The organism is Occallatibacter riparius, assembly GCF_025264625.1.
Classification (GTDB): Bacteria; Acidobacteriota; Terriglobia; order Terriglobales; family Acidobacteriaceae; genus Telmatobacter; species Telmatobacter riparius.
Genome location: NZ_CP093313.1, coordinates 1,275,926 through 1,294,516 on the forward strand (window position 1 = coordinate 1,275,926; position 18,591 = coordinate 1,294,516).

13 protein-coding genes are annotated in these 18,591 nt (G+C 60.0%); 4 read left to right on the forward strand and 9 right to left on the reverse strand.

The features are described 5' to 3' along the window. Positions 1-58 precede the first annotated feature (58 nt). Entirely contained in the window at positions 59-844 is a 786-nt protein-coding gene (locus MOP44_RS05030) for a dienelactone hydrolase family protein (protein WP_260794817.1), read from the reverse strand. Between the two features lie 406 nt (positions 845-1,250). Here MOP44_RS05030 and MOP44_RS05035 point away from each other — a divergent pair, with 406 nt between their 5' ends. Further along, a complete protein-coding gene (locus tag MOP44_RS05035) occupies positions 1,251-1,646 on the forward strand; it encodes a hypothetical protein (protein ID WP_260794818.1) in 396 nt (131 codons plus the stop codon). Between the two features lie 40 nt (positions 1,647-1,686). On the opposite strand, the gene MOP44_RS05040 is transcribed toward MOP44_RS05035, so the two are convergent. From MOP44_RS05040 to MOP44_RS05050, 3 genes are all read right to left on the reverse strand, one after another. Further along, positions 1,687-2,121 (reverse strand): VOC family protein, encoded by a 435-nt coding sequence (locus tag MOP44_RS05040; protein ID WP_260794819.1) that lies wholly within the window; start codon positions 2,119-2,121, stop codon positions 1,687-1,689. A 10-nt stretch (positions 2,122-2,131) separates the two neighbouring features. Then, complete coding sequence (locus tag MOP44_RS05045; RefSeq protein ID WP_260794820.1) at positions 2,132-3,064, reverse strand: AraC family transcriptional regulator; 933 nt, start codon at positions 3,062-3,064, stop codon at positions 2,132-2,134. Positions 3,065-3,196: 132 nt separating this feature from the next. Then, on the reverse strand, positions 3,197-3,991 hold the full coding sequence (locus MOP44_RS05050) for an SDR family NAD(P)-dependent oxidoreductase (protein ID WP_260794821.1): 795 nt from the start codon (positions 3,989-3,991) through the stop codon (positions 3,197-3,199). A gap of 612 nt (positions 3,992-4,603) precedes the next feature. On the opposite strand from MOP44_RS05050, the gene rpoD reads away from it, so the two are divergent. After that, positions 4,604-6,292: an RNA polymerase sigma factor RpoD gene (gene rpoD, locus MOP44_RS05055; protein WP_260794822.1), complete on the forward strand. Its 1,689-nt coding sequence runs from the start codon at positions 4,604-4,606 to the stop codon at positions 6,290-6,292. Positions 6,293-6,505: 213 nt separating this feature from the next. Here rpoD and MOP44_RS05060 read toward each other — a convergent pair whose 3' ends face one another. From MOP44_RS05060 to MOP44_RS05075, 4 genes are all read right to left on the reverse strand, one after another. Continuing rightward, a complete protein-coding gene (locus MOP44_RS05060) occupies positions 6,506-9,451 on the reverse strand; it encodes a VWA domain-containing protein (RefSeq protein ID WP_260794823.1) in 2,946 nt (981 codons plus the stop codon). A 544-nt stretch (positions 9,452-9,995) separates the two neighbouring features. Further along, a complete protein-coding gene (locus MOP44_RS05065) occupies positions 9,996-10,961 on the reverse strand; it encodes a DUF2950 domain-containing protein (RefSeq protein ID WP_260794824.1) in 966 nt (321 codons plus the stop codon). Positions 10,962-11,035: 74 nt separating this feature from the next. Next, on the reverse strand, positions 11,036-12,637 hold the full coding sequence (locus tag MOP44_RS27840) for a DUF3300 domain-containing protein (protein WP_313901050.1): 1,602 nt from the start codon (positions 12,635-12,637) through the stop codon (positions 11,036-11,038). A gap of 86 nt (positions 12,638-12,723) precedes the next feature. Then, entirely contained in the window at positions 12,724-12,897 is a 174-nt protein-coding gene (locus MOP44_RS05075; RefSeq protein WP_260794825.1) for a hypothetical protein, read from the reverse strand. Between the two features lie 113 nt (positions 12,898-13,010). On the opposite strand from MOP44_RS05075, the gene MOP44_RS05080 reads away from it, so the two are divergent. Both MOP44_RS05080 and MOP44_RS05085 read left to right on the forward strand, forming a co-directional pair. Beyond that, the gene (locus MOP44_RS05080) at positions 13,011-15,077 is read left to right on the forward strand and encodes a S9 family peptidase (RefSeq protein WP_260794826.1); all 2,067 of its coding nucleotides are present in this window, start codon (positions 13,011-13,013) and stop codon (positions 15,075-15,077) included. A 96-nt stretch (positions 15,078-15,173) separates the two neighbouring features. Then, on the forward strand, positions 15,174-16,634 hold the full coding sequence (locus MOP44_RS05085; protein ID WP_260794827.1) for a GH1 family beta-glucosidase: 1,461 nt from the start codon (positions 15,174-15,176) through the stop codon (positions 16,632-16,634). 78 nt (positions 16,635-16,712) lie between these two features. On the opposite strand, the gene MOP44_RS05090 is transcribed toward MOP44_RS05085, so the two are convergent. After that, complete coding sequence (locus MOP44_RS05090; protein ID WP_260794828.1) at positions 16,713-18,590, reverse strand: glycoside hydrolase family 2 protein; 1,878 nt, start codon at positions 18,588-18,590, stop codon at positions 16,713-16,715. Position 18,591: the final 1 nt, after the last annotated feature.

Here is an 18,591-nt window from a genome sequence, read left to right on the forward strand (position 1 = left end):
CGGTCCATACGACCGCAAACTGCGCGACCTGTACCAGAAGGGACGGGATCAGGAACGCTCATGACGTGGGCGAGATCTTCTCTTCCCGGCCAATTCCGTTGAGCACTCCTACAAGAAGACGGAAGGCCAAGTATCGTGCCCTCTTGTTGTCTTCACTCGCGTTCCTGGCATCACCGAGACGCATGAATCCGTGATCTGCGCCGTCGTACATAACCGGTTTATAGACCCTCCCAGCCGCTTTCATCGCATCGGTCGTCGCGGGTAAAGTACTGTCCACGTCCCCGTCGTTTCCTGCATAGAATCCATAGACGGGCGCGTTGATTGTGGTGACGTCAGCCGGCCCCGTTCCATAGAAGACGAACGCCGCGCTCAGGTCTTTGCGATGAGTAGCAAATGCAAAGGTCCGCCAGCCGCCCCATGAAAAGCCCACCACCACAACCTTGCCCTTGAACTCCGGAAGCTTCCTGGCATAATCCACCGTCGCATCAAGGTCGGCTGTCACGCCATCCGGATCAAGATCGGAGACAGCTCTCGTCACGTCGCTTTCGCTGGCGAAATCTCCGTAGCCGCCCCCGTTGGGACCGTGTCCACTCAGCAAATCGGGCGCAACCACCGTGAAGCCCTCGTCCGCAAGCTCGCCTGCCATATTCCTGGCCCAGTCGCTAAGACCGTAGACCTCGTGAACCATTACCACGACCGGAGCATCTTCTTGAGGCTTGGCAGCACGAACCACGAGAACTCGCAGCGCGCGGCCATCATGCGTGATCGTCGCGTACTCGCTGTGATGCCGCAGTTGGAGCCGCCAGAGCAGGATTCCCGTGGCAGCAATCAACGCAATCGCCACAGCAGCAGCGATCCTTCGCCGGTTCCTCTTTTGCCTGATTTCTGGTCGCGCTATATCCATCGAAGACAGGAAGCAGCACTCTTCATACCAACCGCAACCATCGCTAACAATCTTCGACTCAGGAAGTTAACGCGCAACGCCGTCACAGTGAATGACCGCTTTCAATTCAGACCGCTCAAATCCGGACACTTCATCCAGAGATATCGAGCCATGCGCTGGAATTTGGCAATGTGCGAATTCGCGGAATCCCGGTCTTATTCCGCCAGAAGCCGTCGGCTTAATGGAATTTTTTCCGCGCCGTCGAACCGGAGATGCCCGATAATGCGGGCGGCCTCCGCGGCACATCAAACTCGGCCCGAATCAGATCTCCCAGCCCTATTGTGCCGGAAGGCCTGGGAGTCCACCCGTGATCATCAAACTGCTCGTTGTCACTTTCTTCCTATCCCTCGTCGTTGCGTGCCTCGTCGCATGGCTATTTCGCAAATCGATCAGCGCAATCATGAGCCGCATCATCCATGAGTCCCTGAGCACCGCTTGGGTGCGCTACATGATGGTTGCGATCGTCGTTGTCGGCGTATCGGGCGGCGTGCGGCCCTGGGACTATGAAAAATACATCACGCCCCTGAAAGATCAACCGCTGCCCGTCCTTAATTCCGATCGTTGGATCCTTGAAATCTACCGAACGGTGATTGGAACGGCGCAGGCCGAGGTGTGGATGCTCCTCGTCTTCTTCGTCTTCGCGCTTATCTCGTATGTGCTCGTTCGCAATGCGGAGTTAAGGCAAGGCAAGGTGCAGACCTGACGAGCATGCCCCCGCACGGTGTGTCCCGTACTCGACCCGCTTACTGCGGCCCATACACGCTCAGCACGTGCCCATCGGGATCCTTGAAACTCGCCGCCCAGTCCGTTGCCGTCAGCGGATGCGGCGCCGCTTCAATGTGCACCCCTTTGCGGCTGAGCGCGCCTGCCGCCTGTTTCACATGCTCCACTGCAAACACGATCTCGCTCTCCCCCGCTTGGCGCCCCACTTCCGAGCTCACCACAATCGAAATTGACCCCGCATCAAAGAAGGCCAGATCGTCACTTTGGCTGTTGATCTTCAGCCCCAGCTTGCCGTGATAGAAATCCACGGCGCGGCCGACATCGGCCACGCCAAGCATCACAAAGCCGACCCGGCTAATAGGCGCAGCATCGACATTCGCCGAGCCCGACGGCGATTGGCTGAACAGAGGAAGCGACATCAAAACCGCGAGAAGAACTGCTCTGTGTCTTTTCATGATTCCGGTTTTACGCGGAATTGCCGGCTGCCGCTTTCGATTTATTGCTAAATTGCGCCGCGTAATGCGAAGGCGTGACCCCAAATCGTTTTCGAAAAGCTGTGCTGAACGCGGCGGTCCCGCTGTAATGCGCATCGAGAGCGGCTTCCGTAACCGCCACGCCGCGCCTCAGCAGTGCAGTCGCCCGCTCGAATCGAAGCCGCGCCTGATAACCCGCGGGAGATATCCCGAATGCCCGCTGAAATGTCCGTTGGAAGTGAAACGGCGACATGGCCGCCGCCCGTGCGGCCTCTGCCAGACTCGGCGGGGCCTCGCTGGAGGCATGAAGCAGCTCTCTCCCGCGCGACACCCGGCTCAGCAACTCGGCACGCGTAGAAGCTCGGGCCGCAGGGATGCTGCCGATCTGCCGCCGCGTCTCCTCACATAGCTCCAGCAGTTGCCACGCCAAAGCGTTGTAGAGTTCCTCCGCGCGCATGCCGTCGCCGCCCGATCGCGCCTGGCTCTCGAGCTCCGTCATCACGCGCGCAATCCCGGAGTTGATCGGCCGCAGCCGCGCTAGAAACAGAGCCCCGCTCCCTGTCCTGCCCGGGTCGTCCAGGCAGTGCGCATCCGCCCGCGTTCCATCCCGAAAAATCCCCTCCACGAATCCCGGCGCAAAAAACGCGCAGCAGGTAGTTACCGGCTCCGCGCTATCAATGTCCATGGAATAAGGCTCGCTCGCGTTGAGCACCAGAAAGCACGACGGATCGACCCACACATCGCGCCGGCCCACGCGCCACGCCACCCGGCCGCTCGTCACACATTTGATCGAAAGCGGCCCCGGAAACTCCCTCACGGAATGGCGCCGCGCTCGCGCCCCCAGCACGCAGTTCCGCGTCCCCAAATCTGCGGACGCGGGCACGATGCTAGCCGCGGTAGTCGATCGCTGGGAAATCGGGCTCATCCTGCCCGATTCTGCCCAGCCCAGCCAGCCGCGTCAACCACTCTGATGCACCACGGCCAACCCCGCCCCCCACCCGGCCCGCACCACCCGGCCCGCCCTCAAATCATCCGCGCCCAACCAGCAGCTTCGAGCTCAGAAAATTGCCCGCACAACTCCGCCGTCCACCCGCAGCGCGGCTCCATTGGTGGCCGAAGACGCCTCGCCCGCGACATACGTCACCATTGCCGCCACCTCCTCCACCGTCGCGAACCGCTTCAACAGAGACGACGGCCGGGCGTGCTCAAAGAACTCGCGCTCCACCTGCTCCTTCGGCTTGTTCTGGTGCCGCGCCAGATCCTCGACAAAGCCGCCCACCCCCTCTGACTCCGTCGGCCCCGGCAGAACCGAATTAACTGTCACTCCCGTTCCCGCAACCCCTTCCGCAATGCCGCGCGCAATCGCGATCTGCGCCGTCTTGGTCATGCCGTAGTGCACCATCTCCGTCGGTATCTGGATCGCCGACTCGCTCGAAATGAAAATGATCCGTCCCCAGTTCTTTTCCAGCATGCCCTTCAAATAGTGGCGCGAAAGCCGAACCCCGCTCATCACGTTCACTTCAAAGAAGCGCATCCAGTCCTCGTCTGGAATCTCCGCAAACGCCTTCGGCTCGAAAATCCCCACGTTATTCACGAGGATGTCCACCGACGGCAGCGCCCCGATCACCTGCTCCGCGCCGGCAGCGGAGCCAAAGTCAGCCACCACCCCCTGCACCTGCGCTTCCGGCTGAACCTGCCGAATCGTGGCGATAGCCCCGTCAATCCTTTCCTGCGACCGGCCGTTGATCCACACCTGCGCGCCTTCCGCAGCCAGCGACTGCGTGATAGCCAGTCCAATTCCCGCCGTTGATCCCGTGACAAGGGCTGTTTTCCCGCCGAGCTTCAGATCCATTCGTCTCCCTCTTTTCGATTGCAGTCGCTAGGATGCGCGCCCCTCCCTCTTCGATCCAAGCCCGAAAGTCTCCCGATCCCCCGGCCAAGCCGCTCCCAGACCCGCGTTTATCCCAAAATCTGAGCCTTTATCCGCCTCCGCACGTCTAAAAAACAGGGAACGGAAGAGCGAGACAACAGCGGCACCTGCCCCATCTGGGAGCTCAAACAAGCAAATCGCCCCGAAGGGGCCTGGAATTGCCGGGCTCAAATGTGGTAATCTGTTGATCTCTGTAGGGATGCGCGCCCCTTTGCCCCACACATGAGCTGCGGCTCGCGGGCTAACTCAGGCTTGTCCTGAAGCGCTGGTCATCCTGTTCCGAGCGATCATTTTTGAAACCGCACTTTTTGCGGATGACCACAGGTCTGTCCGTGCGTTCCCTTTCGAATGCACCCCAGACATGGTCCTGTTGCGCGCGCGATCTGGAACGGCCTAAAACCGTTTACCAAACGCCCGCATCACGTGATGGCATGCGAGGAATCGGCGCTCAGGCCACCTCCTCCCCCAGCCTTGGCTGGAACGCCGGATCGGCAGGACGGGATTAGCGGCTACGACCTGGAAAGCAGGAGCATTTTGGCGATTGACGACAAATTCGAAGACGACATTCACAGCCTGATCGATACAGGCAAAGAGAAGGGCTACCTCACCTACGGCGACGTCAACGAGATGATGCCGGACGAGATGGCCACCAATGCAGACGATGTGGACGATCTGCTCAGCACCATCAGCGGGCAGGGCATCGACCTTCTCGACGGACCCAAATTCGGCGCAGACAAGGACTTCGATCTCGAAGAAGGCGAAGACGTCGAGCTCGACCTCACCCCCGGCACGCTCGAAAAGACCAACGACCCCGTCCGCATGTACCTGCGCGAGATGGGTACCGTTCCGCTGCTCACCCGCGAAGGCGAAGTTGAAATCGCCAAGCGCATTGAGCGCGGCCAGAACCGCGTCCTCAAGGCCATCTCGCGTTCACCCATCGTGATCCGCGAAATCGTCGCCCTCGGCGAAGACCTCAAACGCGGCGTGCGCAACGTCAAGGAAGTCGTCGTATTCGACGAAGAAGAGCTCACCGAAGAGGTGGTGCAGACCCGCGTGCGCGCCACCGTCAGCCGCATCGACGCGCTCATCAAGCACCAGAAGAAGATCGCGCAGCTTGACGAGAAGGCCGCCACCACGGCCGTCAAAAACAAGCCCAAGGAAGCGCGCCACGTCCGCTGGCTCATCGCCCGCGAAAAGGTGCTCATCTCCCGCATCGTGCGCGAGCTCAAGTACACCGCTCTCGAGCGCAAGCGCCTGCTCGACAAGGTCAACAAGACCGTCGACACCATGCGCACCCTCGAGCGCCAGATCCGCGCTCTCGACCAGAAGTTCGACGCCTCCAAAAGCGAGGAGCTGAAGAAGGAGTACCGGCGCCAGCAGAAGAACTGCAAAGTTGACCTCGAAAAGATCGAAGCCGACTCCGGCATCTCCATCGCCGACCTCAAGCGTACCCAGCGCGAGATGATCCAGGGCGACATGGACGCCGAGCAGGCCAAGCGCGAGCTCATCGAAGCCAACCTGCGTCTCGTCGTCTCCATCGCGAAGAAGTACACCAACCGCGGCCTACAGTTCCTCGACCTCATTCAGGAAGGCAACATTGGCCTCATGAAAGCGGTGGACAAGTTCGAATACCGCCGCGGCTACAAGTTCTCGACCTACGCCACCTGGTGGATCCGTCAGGCCATCACCCGCGCCATCGCGGACCAGGCCCGCACCATCCGTATCCCGGTGCACATGATCGAGACCATCAACAAGCTCATCCGCACCAGCCGCCAACTTGTGCAGGAACTGGGCCGCGAGCCGTCGTCTGAAGAGATCGCGCGCCGCATGGACATCCCTGTCGCGAAGGTCCGCAAGGTCCTCAAGATCGCGCAGGAGCCCATCTCGCTCGAGACTCCCATCGGCGAAGAGGAAGATTCGCACCTTGGCGACTTCATTGAAGACCGTCAGGCCGTATCGCCCTCTGAGGCCGTCATCAGCGTCAACCTGAAGGAGTACACCTCGCAGGTCCTGCGCACCCTCACGCCGCGTGAAGAGCGCGTCATCAAGATGCGCTTCGGACTCGAAGACGGCTCCGAGCACACTCTGGAGGAAGTCGGGCAATCATTCCAGGTAACCAGGGAAAGAATCCGCCAGATCGAAGCCAAGGCGCTGCGCAAGCTGCGTCACCCCAGCCGCAGCCGCAAGCTGAAGGCCTTCGTCGAAGGCGTTAAAGAAATGTAGCACCTCCGGTGCGGGTGACTGCGCCTTCGGCGCCATCCGTACTCTGGTCAGATCATCAACAACAAAGGCCGCAGCTCCCCCGAGCCGCGGCCTTCTTGTTCTGAGGATGCTTCACCGCTCGCCGAAACTGCGCCTCGCATACGAAACCACTAACCCATGCACTGTCATCCAGAGCGCAGCGAAGGATCTGCGGTTGCCGTTCCACGACCAAACTCAGTGATCCGCCTCGCCGGAAATCCTCAGTTCTTTCGGGGTAAGCTCGTAATAACTGCGGCGGTAGGATAGCTTGTACTCGGCGTGTTTCAGCGAGATTTGGATTTTCCGCTCTCTTCCCTTTTCCTTTTGGTCCGTCGGCGTGTAAGAAAGCGTGTAATACGCTGCCCCATCATTGATCGCCCTCGCAATCTCCTCGTTGAGGCGGTTGCCATGAAATGAATTGCCTCCGGTACCCTCCGCCCAAGTCTCATCACTAATGAATCCGAAGAAAGGACTGTCCGTACCGCTGACGACACCGGAATTCCTCTTCGGAATCGCCTCTCCTGCCAGCAGACTGGGTGCCGCGCTTGGCCGCGATCCGCGTCCTCTTTCCCTCTCATCGAATACTCTGGTTGCGTCGACCGGATACACGGAAACGCGTGCACTCGCCAAGGCGTTAATCGTCTTGCGGTATTCGCCTTCGAGTGGGCAGTGGGTAATCCCTTCACCTGCATCCCGAAGGCACAGTGGAAACGAGCCCAAGAACCAGATCAGATTCTTGCGTCCTGGAATGCGGGCAAGATACTGCGCGATCGTCTGGAGAGAATCCAAGGTGACCAGTAGCTGACGATTCGGTTCAAAACTGACTTCCTGCTTGAGAAAGCCATCCAGGGCTGCCGCACTTTCCGCGACATGACCGCTTGAGATCTCCAGGTTCACATCCTGCTTCGGATCTGTCTCTTGTTCTTCACTGATTTCCAACGCAGGGAGCAGAGGAGAATGCGAGGGATCGGCTGCGAGTTGCGCGATGGATCGAAGCGGAATCGAGGAGTCTTCCATGAAGCCCTGGATCTTCCATAGACGGTCTCCGAGCGCGAATACGCCGATTCGAATCCCTGGAGACAAAGACGCGAGGCACTTCACCATCTGCATCCGCACATAGCCCTGATCCATCATTTGAGTGTTTTGTGCATCCATCAGCAAGACATTGACGGACTGGTTTAGTGGCGACCCAGAGACATTTGTGAACATCTTCGGCGTCACGGCCGTAAGCGGTTCCGTGCTCGCGCTTGACGACAGAAAGTGCGGCTCAAAGAAATTGATCGCCTGGCGCCTGCCGTTCTCTTTGATTTCAAAGTCGCCCTGCTGAAGTCCTTCAACGGCCATTCCACTATCGTCTGTCACCACCACGTCTACGAGGACACTTCTGGCGGTCCTTTTGAGGGTGGCGGAACCCGGCTCTTCACGATGTAGTTGTGCAACCCCTCCAGCCCAGTTTTCCGTCGGGTCGGTCGAAACCTTCGAGGGATTCACAGAACTTAATGCGACTTCCATCGTTCCGACTTTGCCCGATCCCGGGTCATACACGCCCGTGCGCAGCCAGTAGTTGCCTTTCGGAATGGAGACCTCGGCATGAAGTTGCACGCCGCTATTCTGAAAGATTGCGTAGACGTCCGGTTTGATGATGAGTTGGGCGAGATGGTCTTCGTGCGTTACGACATTGCCGTATCGGTCGTAGACAATCAGCGAAACATTCAATTCGCCTTTGTGCAGTCCATCCGCGTGAAGCTTCAGCTTTAGGTCGTTCTGATCAATGGCGAAATCGATCTTGTAGTGATTCGCATGCGTTTTCTCCGCCACCTTGTTCTCAGCCGCGTCCGGTACGACACGGATCTTGTAGAGAATTTGCTGAGCTTGCGGCATACCCAGGTCCATGAGGGGTAGAAGCGGATCGACCGCTTTGGTGTTCTGCGCACCCTGCTTCTCATTGCCGATGCTCATCGTGCTGCCTGGGCGCGTTCCATCCAAGACGAAGTAACCACGCCGGTAGGAGAGACTGTAGTTTCCTCCGGAAACTGCGACGTGGATCTTACGAAACCTCCCGTCCATCTTTGGATCGTTGAGCGTGTAAGAAAGCGTATAGAAGTGGGCGCTGCTCGATGTGATCTTCTCAATCACGCCGGAAAGTCGGGTTATTGTCGCAAACGCCTGCCCGCCTGATTGTTCCGCAAGGAGTTGCGCATTCAGTAAATCAGTGTTGTCCGACCCTCCCGGATCAACCGGGTAAATCGCCGCTCGCGCCGCGGTCAGCATCGTCAGCGTCTTCTCGATTTCGTCATCGATCGCCGGGTTGCCTGTCTCGCCCCCCGGCAAGAACACACCCGGCACCTTTGCCGCAAACCAGATGATGTTCTTCCGTCCCGGAAATCCCTGCAAAAAAGCAGCCAGCCGTTGCAGGTTGGCCAGCGTTACAAACATCCGATCAACGGAGCGGGACGTGTCCTGTTTAGCCATGAATTGCTGCAGATCGCCGGCCATCCCGGCCGAAGCAGCTGTGTTGCCGTGGGAATCAACCGGCACGTTCATCATCCGAATGAGCTTCTGCTGAGCATTTGCCTCGTCCTCGCCCTTCAACATCACAGAGGGCTCCACCTCGTTATTCTTTTTGTTCTTGAGAGACGCCATCAGCACCGCCGGATCGTCATTAAAGCCCTGAACGAAGTGCAGCGCCAACCCCATCGTAAAGATGGCCGATCGAGTCCCCGGCTTCGTGTCCCCCAGGAACTGCATCACCTGGCTATGCACATTACTATGGCTCTCCATCGGGGTGTTCAGCGAGTCAAGCAGCAGCACATTTAGCACCTGCGGCTGCGGAAACGGAGAGAAATTCGTAAACACGCCGGGCGGAAGCTTTGGCATCTCGACGGCATGCGCGGTCGGCACAGCGCCGTGCTCTTCGAAAAACGAAATCGTCTGGGCGTGGCCTTGGTCGGTCACCTTGAAGGCGTCTCGCTTCAGCCCCGCGACTGGATTGCCGGAAGAATCTGTCACGATGACGTCGACAACAACGGCTCGCGACGTCACTTTCAAATTCGGATGCGGGGAACTGCTTTGCGATCCGGTCGGTTGTGCCTGCACTGAGGTCGCAATCAGCAAGCCGAAAACGAACTTAGCCAGACGCATTCTGCCTCCTCGGCACTCAATGCGAAATTGGCCAATAATAACCCTTTACGCAATGCGGCCCCGTGTTCCCGGACACATAGAAGCTCTGTTCGCTGGACTCGGTCAGATTGGGAAACTGAGGATAATCCGATTGCGCCAAAACGGTCGAATGGTGAGCGCTGATCGACGCATAACTGGACAACACTCGTGACCGCCATCACATACAGGCAAGCTCCGCTCCTCTATCGTGAGAGCGTCGCAATTAGTGTGTCTACCGATTCCCGGACTCAAAAGGACCTCATGCGCTGGATTCAAAATACCCGCGACCCCAGTCCCCAGCCCAAAAGTAAAGGGTCACACGGGGATAACGAATAAGTAACTGTATTTACTAGAAAATTAGCTACCCCTCCCCCTGTTTTTACTTCTCCATCTATTCGCCAAAAAAGGCATTAAACTTAACACAAGAAAAGACATACATGCCTACTAAATTCCATAGGCCGAAAACTAGTCGTTGTAACATCTAACGTGCATTTGTACTTAGCAGTAAACACCCGAAAAACCACCGCTAATCCTCAGCCCGATCCCACGACTTATCCGGGTTGTACTCCGTCATCGCCGCCCCAAGCTTCGCGCTATCCGGCCCAAGATCCTTCTGGTACACAACTCCATCCTGGTTCACGATGAACGTCATCACACCCGAGTTGCGATACTCCGACGGATACGCAACGAACGCCACACCGCGCGAAAGCTTCCCGTTCACCATGTAGTCGCGCGCGCCGCCCTTCGCCGCCGCTCCCTGCTTCGTCAGCATGCGAAAGATGTACCCGTGAAACGGCGTCGGCTGCCCCTGCTGCATCCGGTAGCCCTCGCCGAAAGCCCCTGCCAGCAGCGGACCCACAGGGCTCGGTGGCTCGTTGTCCGCCGTCTTCCAGTAGAGCCCGTTATGCTTGCCTTCATCGCTGAAGAGCTTCGCGGCGTACTGCTTCGCCTTCTCCGAATCATGCGTCGTCGCGGCATACTCCTTCTGCGCATCCACCAGCGACTCCAGCACCTCGATCGCGTCATTCTCGTTCCGGCCCACGCGCCGGTAGAGGATCTCCTTGAGCCCTGCGGCCGTGTCGAAATACCACTGCCCCGCGCTGTTCTTCACAATCGAGATCGGCGCCGGCCAGTTCTCGGCGCCCACATAGAGAGTCGCCGTCTGGTCCGGCTCAATCACCACTCGGTGCATCTGGTCGTAGTTCTGGACGAAGTCCGAAACGGCATTCTTGTCCGCCACGTCATCGCCGGTGTGCAGAATCTTGCCCGCATTCGCGCCCAGGATCGCATTGAGCGCGTTCGAGTCGCCCGCCTTTGCAGCGGAATAGAAGGCCAGCGCCGCTTCTCCGGGAGAGCCGAACGTCTTCTCATTCGCAGTCTGCGCTCGCCCGCCTGATTGATCGAAGCCCAGCACCAGGATCGCCGCGGCGATCAGCGGCAACGCGGAAAGCAAACTGGCCGGCGTTCCGGGAATATTCAACGATCGTTTCACCTGGCTCCTCCTGCGTGAAAGCTGCCTTTTAAGGGCTACGGATAGCGTGTTCATGGCCGTCGGCGCGGGCATCATCACCTGCGTCCGCCGCTGCGATTGCCGCCGCTGCGGTTTGCGCCTCCGCCTCCGCCGCGGTTGGCACCTCCTCCGCCGCCACTGCGAGCTGCGGGAGCACTCGCGCCGCCACTACGATTGCCGCCGCTGTTCAGGCTCTGCTGGCCGCGGGAGCTGTTCGCCCGCGCATTCCCGCCTTGGCTGTAGTTGCCCAGTCCGTTATTCCCACCGCGATTGCCACCGTCCCCGTAACCGCGCACTGCCTGCCGGTCATTGGTGCTCGGCCGGGGCTGAGCTGCTGCGCCGCCGCCATTCCTGCCGCCAAAATTCGGCTGCTGCGAGGGACGCGCACCGCCCGCGTTGCCGCGGTTGCCAGCGCTGCCCTGATTCCCAATACCGCCCCGATCACCGACGCCGCCCTGGTCACCGCGGCCCTGATCCCGGAACTGCGCCTGGTTCCGCCCCTGGTCAAATTTCGGCGCGCTGCCGAAGTCGCCGCCGCGATTGCCGCCGACGCCGTTGCGATCGCCTACACCGTTCCGTCCACCGACTCCGTTGCGATCGCCGACCCCATTGCGGCCTCCAACACCGCCCACGCCACCGACTCCTCCAACTCCACCGGCTCCGCCCACTCGACCCGGCCCGCCGACGCCGCCAACTCCACCCGCGCCACCGGCACGGGCCGGAAGCTGCGAGGGCCGATTCCCACCCTGATAATTCCGGTTGTAGTTGCTGCGGTTCGTGAACGTGTTCGAAGTGGAGACGTACGTATTCCGGTTGTAGGTCACGCTGGCGTTATTCCAGCCACAGCCCCATGAGTTGTAGCCCCAGCCACAGCAGTTGTTGCTCATCATTGCGCCCACCATCATCCCGACGCCGAACGAGACCAGCCCGGTCGTGACCATGGCTGCGGTGGAGTAACCCGGATACGGCGCCACCGGCGCACCGTACACCACCGTCGGGTTGTACTGCGGCACGTACACAACCTCGGGCGACGAGTTTTGAATCACGATCGTCTGCGGAGGAGCCTGCACCACGGTAGTCTGGCCGCCCTCAACCGATACTTGCTGCGCCTCGGCCGATGACTGCGCCGGCGCCGCTGACGGCGCCTGGTTCTGCACCTGCACGTTCTGCTGCGGCCCGCTCTTCAAGTTCCCCGCCTGGTATGCCCGCTGGCGCATCACCTGCACCGCGTTCATCACGTTCTGCGGCGAGTTGAAATACGCGTCGCCCAGGGCCGACGTCCATGACAGGTTGCCCGACATCTGCTGCAGCACGTCAGGAAACTGCGTCAGTCCTTTGACGCTGTTATCCCAGTTCTGCTGGTCCACGGCCTGCATCAGCTGCGGCCCCTTCACGCCCGGGTTCTGCTGCAGATAGTTCCACGCGGCAGTCACCTGGTCCGGGAACGTCGAAGCCGCCAACACCTGCGCCAGCAGATTGTCAGGGAACAGCGCAATGGGCGCTACCATCTGGTAGAGCTCATCGGGCGTTGGCATCGCATAGGTGACCGCAGGCGCCTGGTCCTTCTTCGCCTCTTTCTTGCAGCTCTCTAATCCCATCGTGCTGATCACGAGAGAGGCGCAAAGCAGGACCGCTATCGGTTGCTGGGAGTTTGCCATCTCACTTACCCCGGCTGCGAACGTACAGCCGCTGGCAAACCTCGCGGAACTGTCAATTTGTGTGAGTGCCGTCTCCGGAGATCCAGCTACTCGTCCCCGCCCGGATTCGGATCGGTCGATGGCGGGTCGCTGGCCGGAAACGAATCCTCAATCGTCTTGTCCAGGTGGTGTTCCCGGCTCTCCTGGTCCTTCTGCCGCCCTTGTTTGCCCGCACCGCTCTCCGCTGAACTACGGCCCTTCTCAATCTTCTCGGCTGACATTCGAAATCCCTCCGCACCGTTTTGGATGCGTCGAGTCCGCTCTACTGCAGCCGCGCCCTTCAATCTCAGATCACCCACGTATACTTCCGCCATCACCTCAGGAGCTTCCTCCCATGCGCTCACTCCAGTTGGCTGCTCTCCTCGCTCTCGCCACCGTTGCCGCCGCGCAAACGCCGCCCTCCACCAAGACCCCCACCATCGATCAGTCGCTCGAGACCTTCAGCGTGAACGCCCCGCAGCTCTCGCCCGATGGCAAGCGCGTCATCTACGAGCAGAGCCGCACCAACTGGGAGAACAACTCTTTTGATACCGAACTCTGGATCGCGAATGCCGACGGCACAGAGCGTCATCTGCTCACCGTCCGCGCCGGCTCCAGTTCCAGCGCATCCTGGTCTCCGGACGGCCAATGGATCGCCTTCCTCTCCGATCGCCCCGCCGCCCTCAAAGACTCGCCCTCGGGCCAACGCCAGCTCTACCTCATGCCGGCCGACGGCGGCGACGCCCAGCAAATCACGAAGATGGAGCACGGCATCAACGGCTTCGAGTGGGCTCCGGATTCGAAACACATCGCCTTCGCCGCTGAAGGCGCCGACCCCAAGACCTTGAAAGACCGCAAGGACTACTTCGGCGACTACCACGTCATCCACGCCGACTACCAGATGACCCATCTCTGGCTCATCGAGATACCGCGAGCCGACCTCGCCGGCCGCTTTCCCAAGCCCGCCGATCCAAAGCAACTCACCAAAGACGACTACACCATCAACGACTTCTCCTTCTCGCCTGACGGCAAGCACATCGCCTTCAGCGCCCAGCGCGATCCCGACCTGATCTCCGGCTTCTCCGCCGACATCTACACCGTCACCGTTCCCGACGGCGCGATCAAAAAGATCGTCGACACGCCCGGCCCTGACGGCAATCCGCAGTGGTCACCAGACGGCAAGCAGATCGCCTATGAGACCTCCAACGGCAACAAGTACTTCTTCTACACCGACCAGCGGCTCGCCGTAGTCCCTGCCGACGGCGGAACTCCGCAGGTCCTCACTGCAGACTTCGACGAAGACCCCGGTCTCATTCGCTGGGCACCGGAAGGCATCTACTTCTCCGCCCTGCAGAAGATGAGTTCGTCGCTGTTTCTCCTCGATCCCGCAACCAAGGCAGTCAAGAAGATCGAGATGCCGGGCAGCACGGTCGCCGGCAGCTTCTCCTTCTCCCGAGACTTCAAGGCGCTTGCCTTTCGAGGCTCTGCTGAAAACCGCTTCGCCGAAATCTACGTCTCAACGCTTCCCTCAGCCGCGCCGGTGCAGATCACCCATGCGAGCGACCAGCTCTCCGCATTCACGCTCGCCCACCGCGAAGCAGTGCAATGGAAATCGGGTGACGGCACAACCATCGAAGGCGTCCTCTACAAGCCCGCCGACTTCGATGCGCACAAGAAGTACCCGCTCCTTGTCGTGATTCACGGCGGCCCTACGGGCATCGACATGCCCCTCATCAACGCCGACCGCTACTACCCTATTGAGCGCTTCGTTGCGCGCGGCGCGCTCATCCTCCGTCCCAACTATCGCGGCTCGGCCGGATACGGCGAAGCTTTCCGCTCGCTCAACGTGCGCAACCTCGGCGTGGGCGACTACGCCGACGTGATCTCCGGTGTCGACTCCCTCATCGCGCAGGGCGTCGTCGACAAAGACCGTGTGGGCTCCATGGGCTGGAGCGAAGGCGGCTACATCTCCGCATTCATCACCGCCTCTAGTAACCGCTTCAAAGCTGTCAGCGTAGGCGCCGGCATCTCCGACTGGACGACCTACTACGCCAACACCGACATCACGCCCTTCACGCCACAGTACCTGCACGCAACACCCTGGGACGATCCTGAGATCTACGCTAAGACCTCGCCCATCCACTACATCGCACACGCGGAAACGCCCACGCTCATTCAGCAGGGCTCGAACGACCGCCGAGTGCCCGTGCCCAACTCGTTCGAACTGCGCCAGGCGCTCGAAGACCGCGGCGTACCCGTGAAGATGGTGCTCTATGAAGGCTTCGGCCACGGCATCAACAAGCCCAAGCAGCAGCGCGCCGTCATGGAAGAGAACGAACTCTGGTTCAACCACTACATCTTCGGCGATCCCCTGCCCGCTTCACTCACGCCGGTAGTTCCGCCGAAGCCCGTCGAGAAGTAATACTTACCCGAACCCCTGCTCTTTACAGCTTGCATAGCCCTCGTCTCCTCTGCTAAAACGTTTTTGCTCCGATTTAGCAGTTGAAGGGAAGTCTTTATGAAGGGCATTACACGCCGTTTCTTTGGCAAAATCATGGCCGGGTCGGCCGCTGCAGCGGCATCCGGATTGTCGTTACCCGCATTCGCGAAGAGCCAGGCCTCCGGCTCCGCCCCGAACCCCACGCGCCTCCAATATCCAGAGGGCTTCCTCTGGGGATGTGCCACCGCCTCGTATCAAATCGAAGGCGGCGCAAAGGATGGCGGCCGCGGCCCCTCGCTCTGGGACGTCTTCTCGCACACGCCCGGCAAAACCCACGAGGGCGACACCGGCGACGTAGCCGACGACTCCTACCACCTCTATAAAGAAGATGTCAGGCTGCTCAAGAATCTCGGCGTCCAGACCTACCGTATGTCGATGTCATGGTCGCGCATCTTTCCCGAGGGCAAAGGCAAGGTCAACCAGACCGGCGTTGATTACTACAGCAACGTGGTCGACGAGTTGCTCAAGAACAACATCACGCCTTACATCACCCTCTTCCACTGGGATACGCCCGCCGCACTCGCCGGTGGATGGCAGAACCGTGACACGTCGAAGGCCTTCGCCGACTACGCCGCATTCATTACCAAGAAGCTCGGCGATCGCGTAAAGCACTGGATGACGACAAATGAGTTCGTCTGCTTCACCGATCTCGGCTACAAGATCGGCCAATTTGCGCCCGGACTCAAACTCCCTGATGCGCAGGTGAACCAGGTCCGGCATCACGGCATCCTCGCCCACGGCCTCGCCGTCCAGGCTATTCGCGCCAACACGCCCAGCGGCACCCAGGTCGGCCTGGCGGAGAACGCCACCGTCTACGTGCCCATCATCGAAACAAAGGAACACGTCGAAGCCGCGCAGAAAGCCACGCGTTTAGGTAACGCTCCGTTCCTCACCGCGCTCATGGAAGGCAAGTACATGAACCTTTACCTTGAGCGCGAAGGAGCCAACGCGCCCAAGGTGGAAGAAGGCGACTTCAAGGCCATCTCCAGCCCGCTCGACTTCGTCGGCATCAACGTCTACACGCCGTTCTTCGTGCGTGCCGACGATTCCAAGCAGGGCTACGCCGAAATTCCCTACCCCACGTCGCAGCCCAAAATGGCCTCGCCGTGGATCCTGCTCGCCCCCGAGTGCCTCTACTGGGCCGTCCGCAACGTCGTCGACCTCTGGAAGATTCCCGCCCTCTACATCACAGAGAACGGCACCTCCTCCGACGACGTCATCAACTCGGCCGGCCGCATCGACGACATCGATCGCATCATGTATCTGCGCAACCATCTGTCGCATCTGCACCGCGCCGTCTCCGAGGGATACCCGGTCAAGGGCTACTTCCTCTGGAGCCTGCTCGACAATTTCGAGTGGGCCGATGGCTACTCCAAGCGCTTCGGCATCCACTACGTGGACTTCAAAACACAAAAGCGGACTCCGAAGCTCAGCGCCGAGTGGTACAAGAACACGATCGCTCAGAATGCAGTCCTGTAGCTGCAAGAGCCCGGCGTTCCTCAGCTAACAGAAACGGCCTCGCGAGCAGCGAGGCCGTTTCTGCTTTGCCGACGCGCTTTACTCCGGCTTTCCGATCGAATGGTCTTCGTACGCCTTCTGCACCACCGAAAACGCCAGCTTCTTCTCGCCCTTCTCCGATAGCAGCCCCTTGCGATTAAACCCATCCTGCAGCTTCGGAATGTTCCGGCTCGGCGAACGGAAATCCATCAGCACCCACGGCGTCACACCGCGCAATTGCGGAATCTTGCGCAGCATGGCAAACTGATGCGCCAGCACGTTGGCCTGCTGCTCCTCGGTCCAACGCGCATGGTCTCCTCCGTGATTGCCATACTTCGCCTCGGCCCCAAACTCCGAGAAGATGATTGGCTTCTCCGGCAGCACCCAGCGCGTGTTGTCCGCGTCTTCGGGTTTACCTACGTACCACCCGATATATTCGTTAATTCCCACCATGTCGAGCGCATCGGCCAGTTTGTCATCCAGCACCATCGCACCATCTTTGGGCCTGGCACTGTTGAGGGCCGAGGTGATCAGCCGCGTCGGATCAAGTTGCCGAGCCTCATTCGCCAGCCGGGTAAGGAACTCCGTGCGCACCGGGTTATCGGGTGTCTCGTTCGACACCGACCAGAGAATCACTGATGCCTTGTTGCGATCCCGTCGGATCATCTCCCGCAGCAACGCCTCGTCTTTCGCGAACACCTCGGGCTTATCGAACGAAATGCGCTGCCAGTTCGGGATCTCCGACCAGATGAGAATCCCCTGCCGGTCAGCCATCCTCTCCATGCGCTCGTCGTGCGGATAGTGTGCCAGCCGGACAAAGTTTGCATGCAGGTCCTTGAGATATCCAAAGAGATTCTTCACGTCCTGATCAGTGCAGACACGGCCTGTACGAATCGGCGCCTCGGCGTGCGCGTTCGCACCCTGCAAAAAGATAGGCTTGCCGTTCAACAGGATCCGCGTTCCCTCCACCCGCACGTCGCGGAACCCGATTTCGTCAGTGATGCGATCGTCGCCGGCTGCGAGCTCAACCTTGTACAGCCTGGGATTTTCCGGCGACCACAAATCGAGCTTCGCCGCCTTCACTTCGAACGAAGCACGACCCGCAGCATCCGTTTGCAGATGCGTGTCCACGCCCGCCTCGCGGATGCGCAAGGTCACGGGAGTGCCTGCGGTGGCGCCTTCCACGTGGATATAGCCACTGAGGATCGCGGCATCGGCCGCGTTGAATGTGGTCCCGTGGCGAAGATGGACGTCGTAGTCGTCAATGAACGCGGATGGCACGGTCACCAGGGAGACGTCACGCGTCAGACCGCCATAATCGAACCAGTCGTAGTTCACTGTCGGGATGTCATCCACGTGCCGCGTCGAGTCCACGGCGACGACGACGAAGTTGCTGCCCGGCTTCACGGCAGCAGTCACTTCGCAATCGAAAGGCGTAAAACCTCCCTCGTGATCGCAGATGTGCTGGCCGTTCACCCATACATAAGACCGGTAGTTTGCCGCTCCAACGTGGAGAAACGTCCGCTTGTTCGGCTGTGGCTGAAAGTTGAAGTCGCGCTGGTACCAGACCACGCCTTCGAACCGGAACAGTGTGGGGTCTTGCGTGTTCCAGTCGCCCGGGACCTTCAGTGTCGGGGCGGTGGCAAAATCGTACTCCGCGTTGTGCGGCCCCGAGTCGATGTTCGGATGCGTATTCTGCCCGTACCCGCCGTTCCGCACCTTGCCGCTGCTGTCATAGAGGGACGAGAAGGGCGGCTGGTCGACGAGGTAGTGCCAGTCGCCATTCAGCGAGTTCACCTCCCGCCGATCGACGCCGACGAGGAGGGTTCGCAACGGCTCCTGCGCCAAAGCGGTAGCGGAAGGCGCAAGGATGGCAACAGCGAGAACTGCGAGGAAAGCGCGCCGAACGAAGATGTGCGAAAGGAATGGGATATGCATA

Bases quoted from the DNA above. Each gene is read 5' to 3' on its own strand.
- MOP44_RS05060 (WP_260794823.1), bottom strand. From the start codon at position 9,451: ATGCGTCTGGCTAAGTTCGTTTTCGGCTTGCTGATTGCGACCTCAGTG.
- MOP44_RS05040 (WP_260794819.1), bottom strand. From the start codon at position 2,121: ATGAAAAGACACAGAGCAGTTCTTCTCGCGGTTTTGATGTCGCTTCCT.
- MOP44_RS27840 (WP_313901050.1), bottom strand. From the start codon at position 12,637: ATGGCAAACTCCCAGCAACCGATAGCGGTCCTGCTTTGCGCCTCTCTC.
- MOP44_RS05090 (WP_260794828.1), bottom strand. From the start codon at position 18,590: ATGCATATCCCATTCCTTTCGCACATCTTCGTTCGGCGCGCTTTCCTC.
- MOP44_RS05080 (WP_260794826.1), top strand. From the start codon at position 13,011: ATGCGCTCACTCCAGTTGGCTGCTCTCCTCGCTCTCGCCACCGTTGCC.
- MOP44_RS05085 (WP_260794827.1), top strand. From the start codon at position 15,174: ATGAAGGGCATTACACGCCGTTTCTTTGGCAAAATCATGGCCGGGTCG.
- MOP44_RS05045 (WP_260794820.1), bottom strand. From the start codon at position 3,064: ATGAGCCCGATTTCCCAGCGATCGACTACCGCGGCTAGCATCGTGCCC.
- MOP44_RS05050 (WP_260794821.1), bottom strand. From the start codon at position 3,991: ATGGATCTGAAGCTCGGCGGGAAAACAGCCCTTGTCACGGGATCAACG.
- MOP44_RS05075 (WP_260794825.1), bottom strand. From the start codon at position 12,897: ATGTCAGCCGAGAAGATTGAGAAGGGCCGTAGTTCAGCGGAGAGCGGT.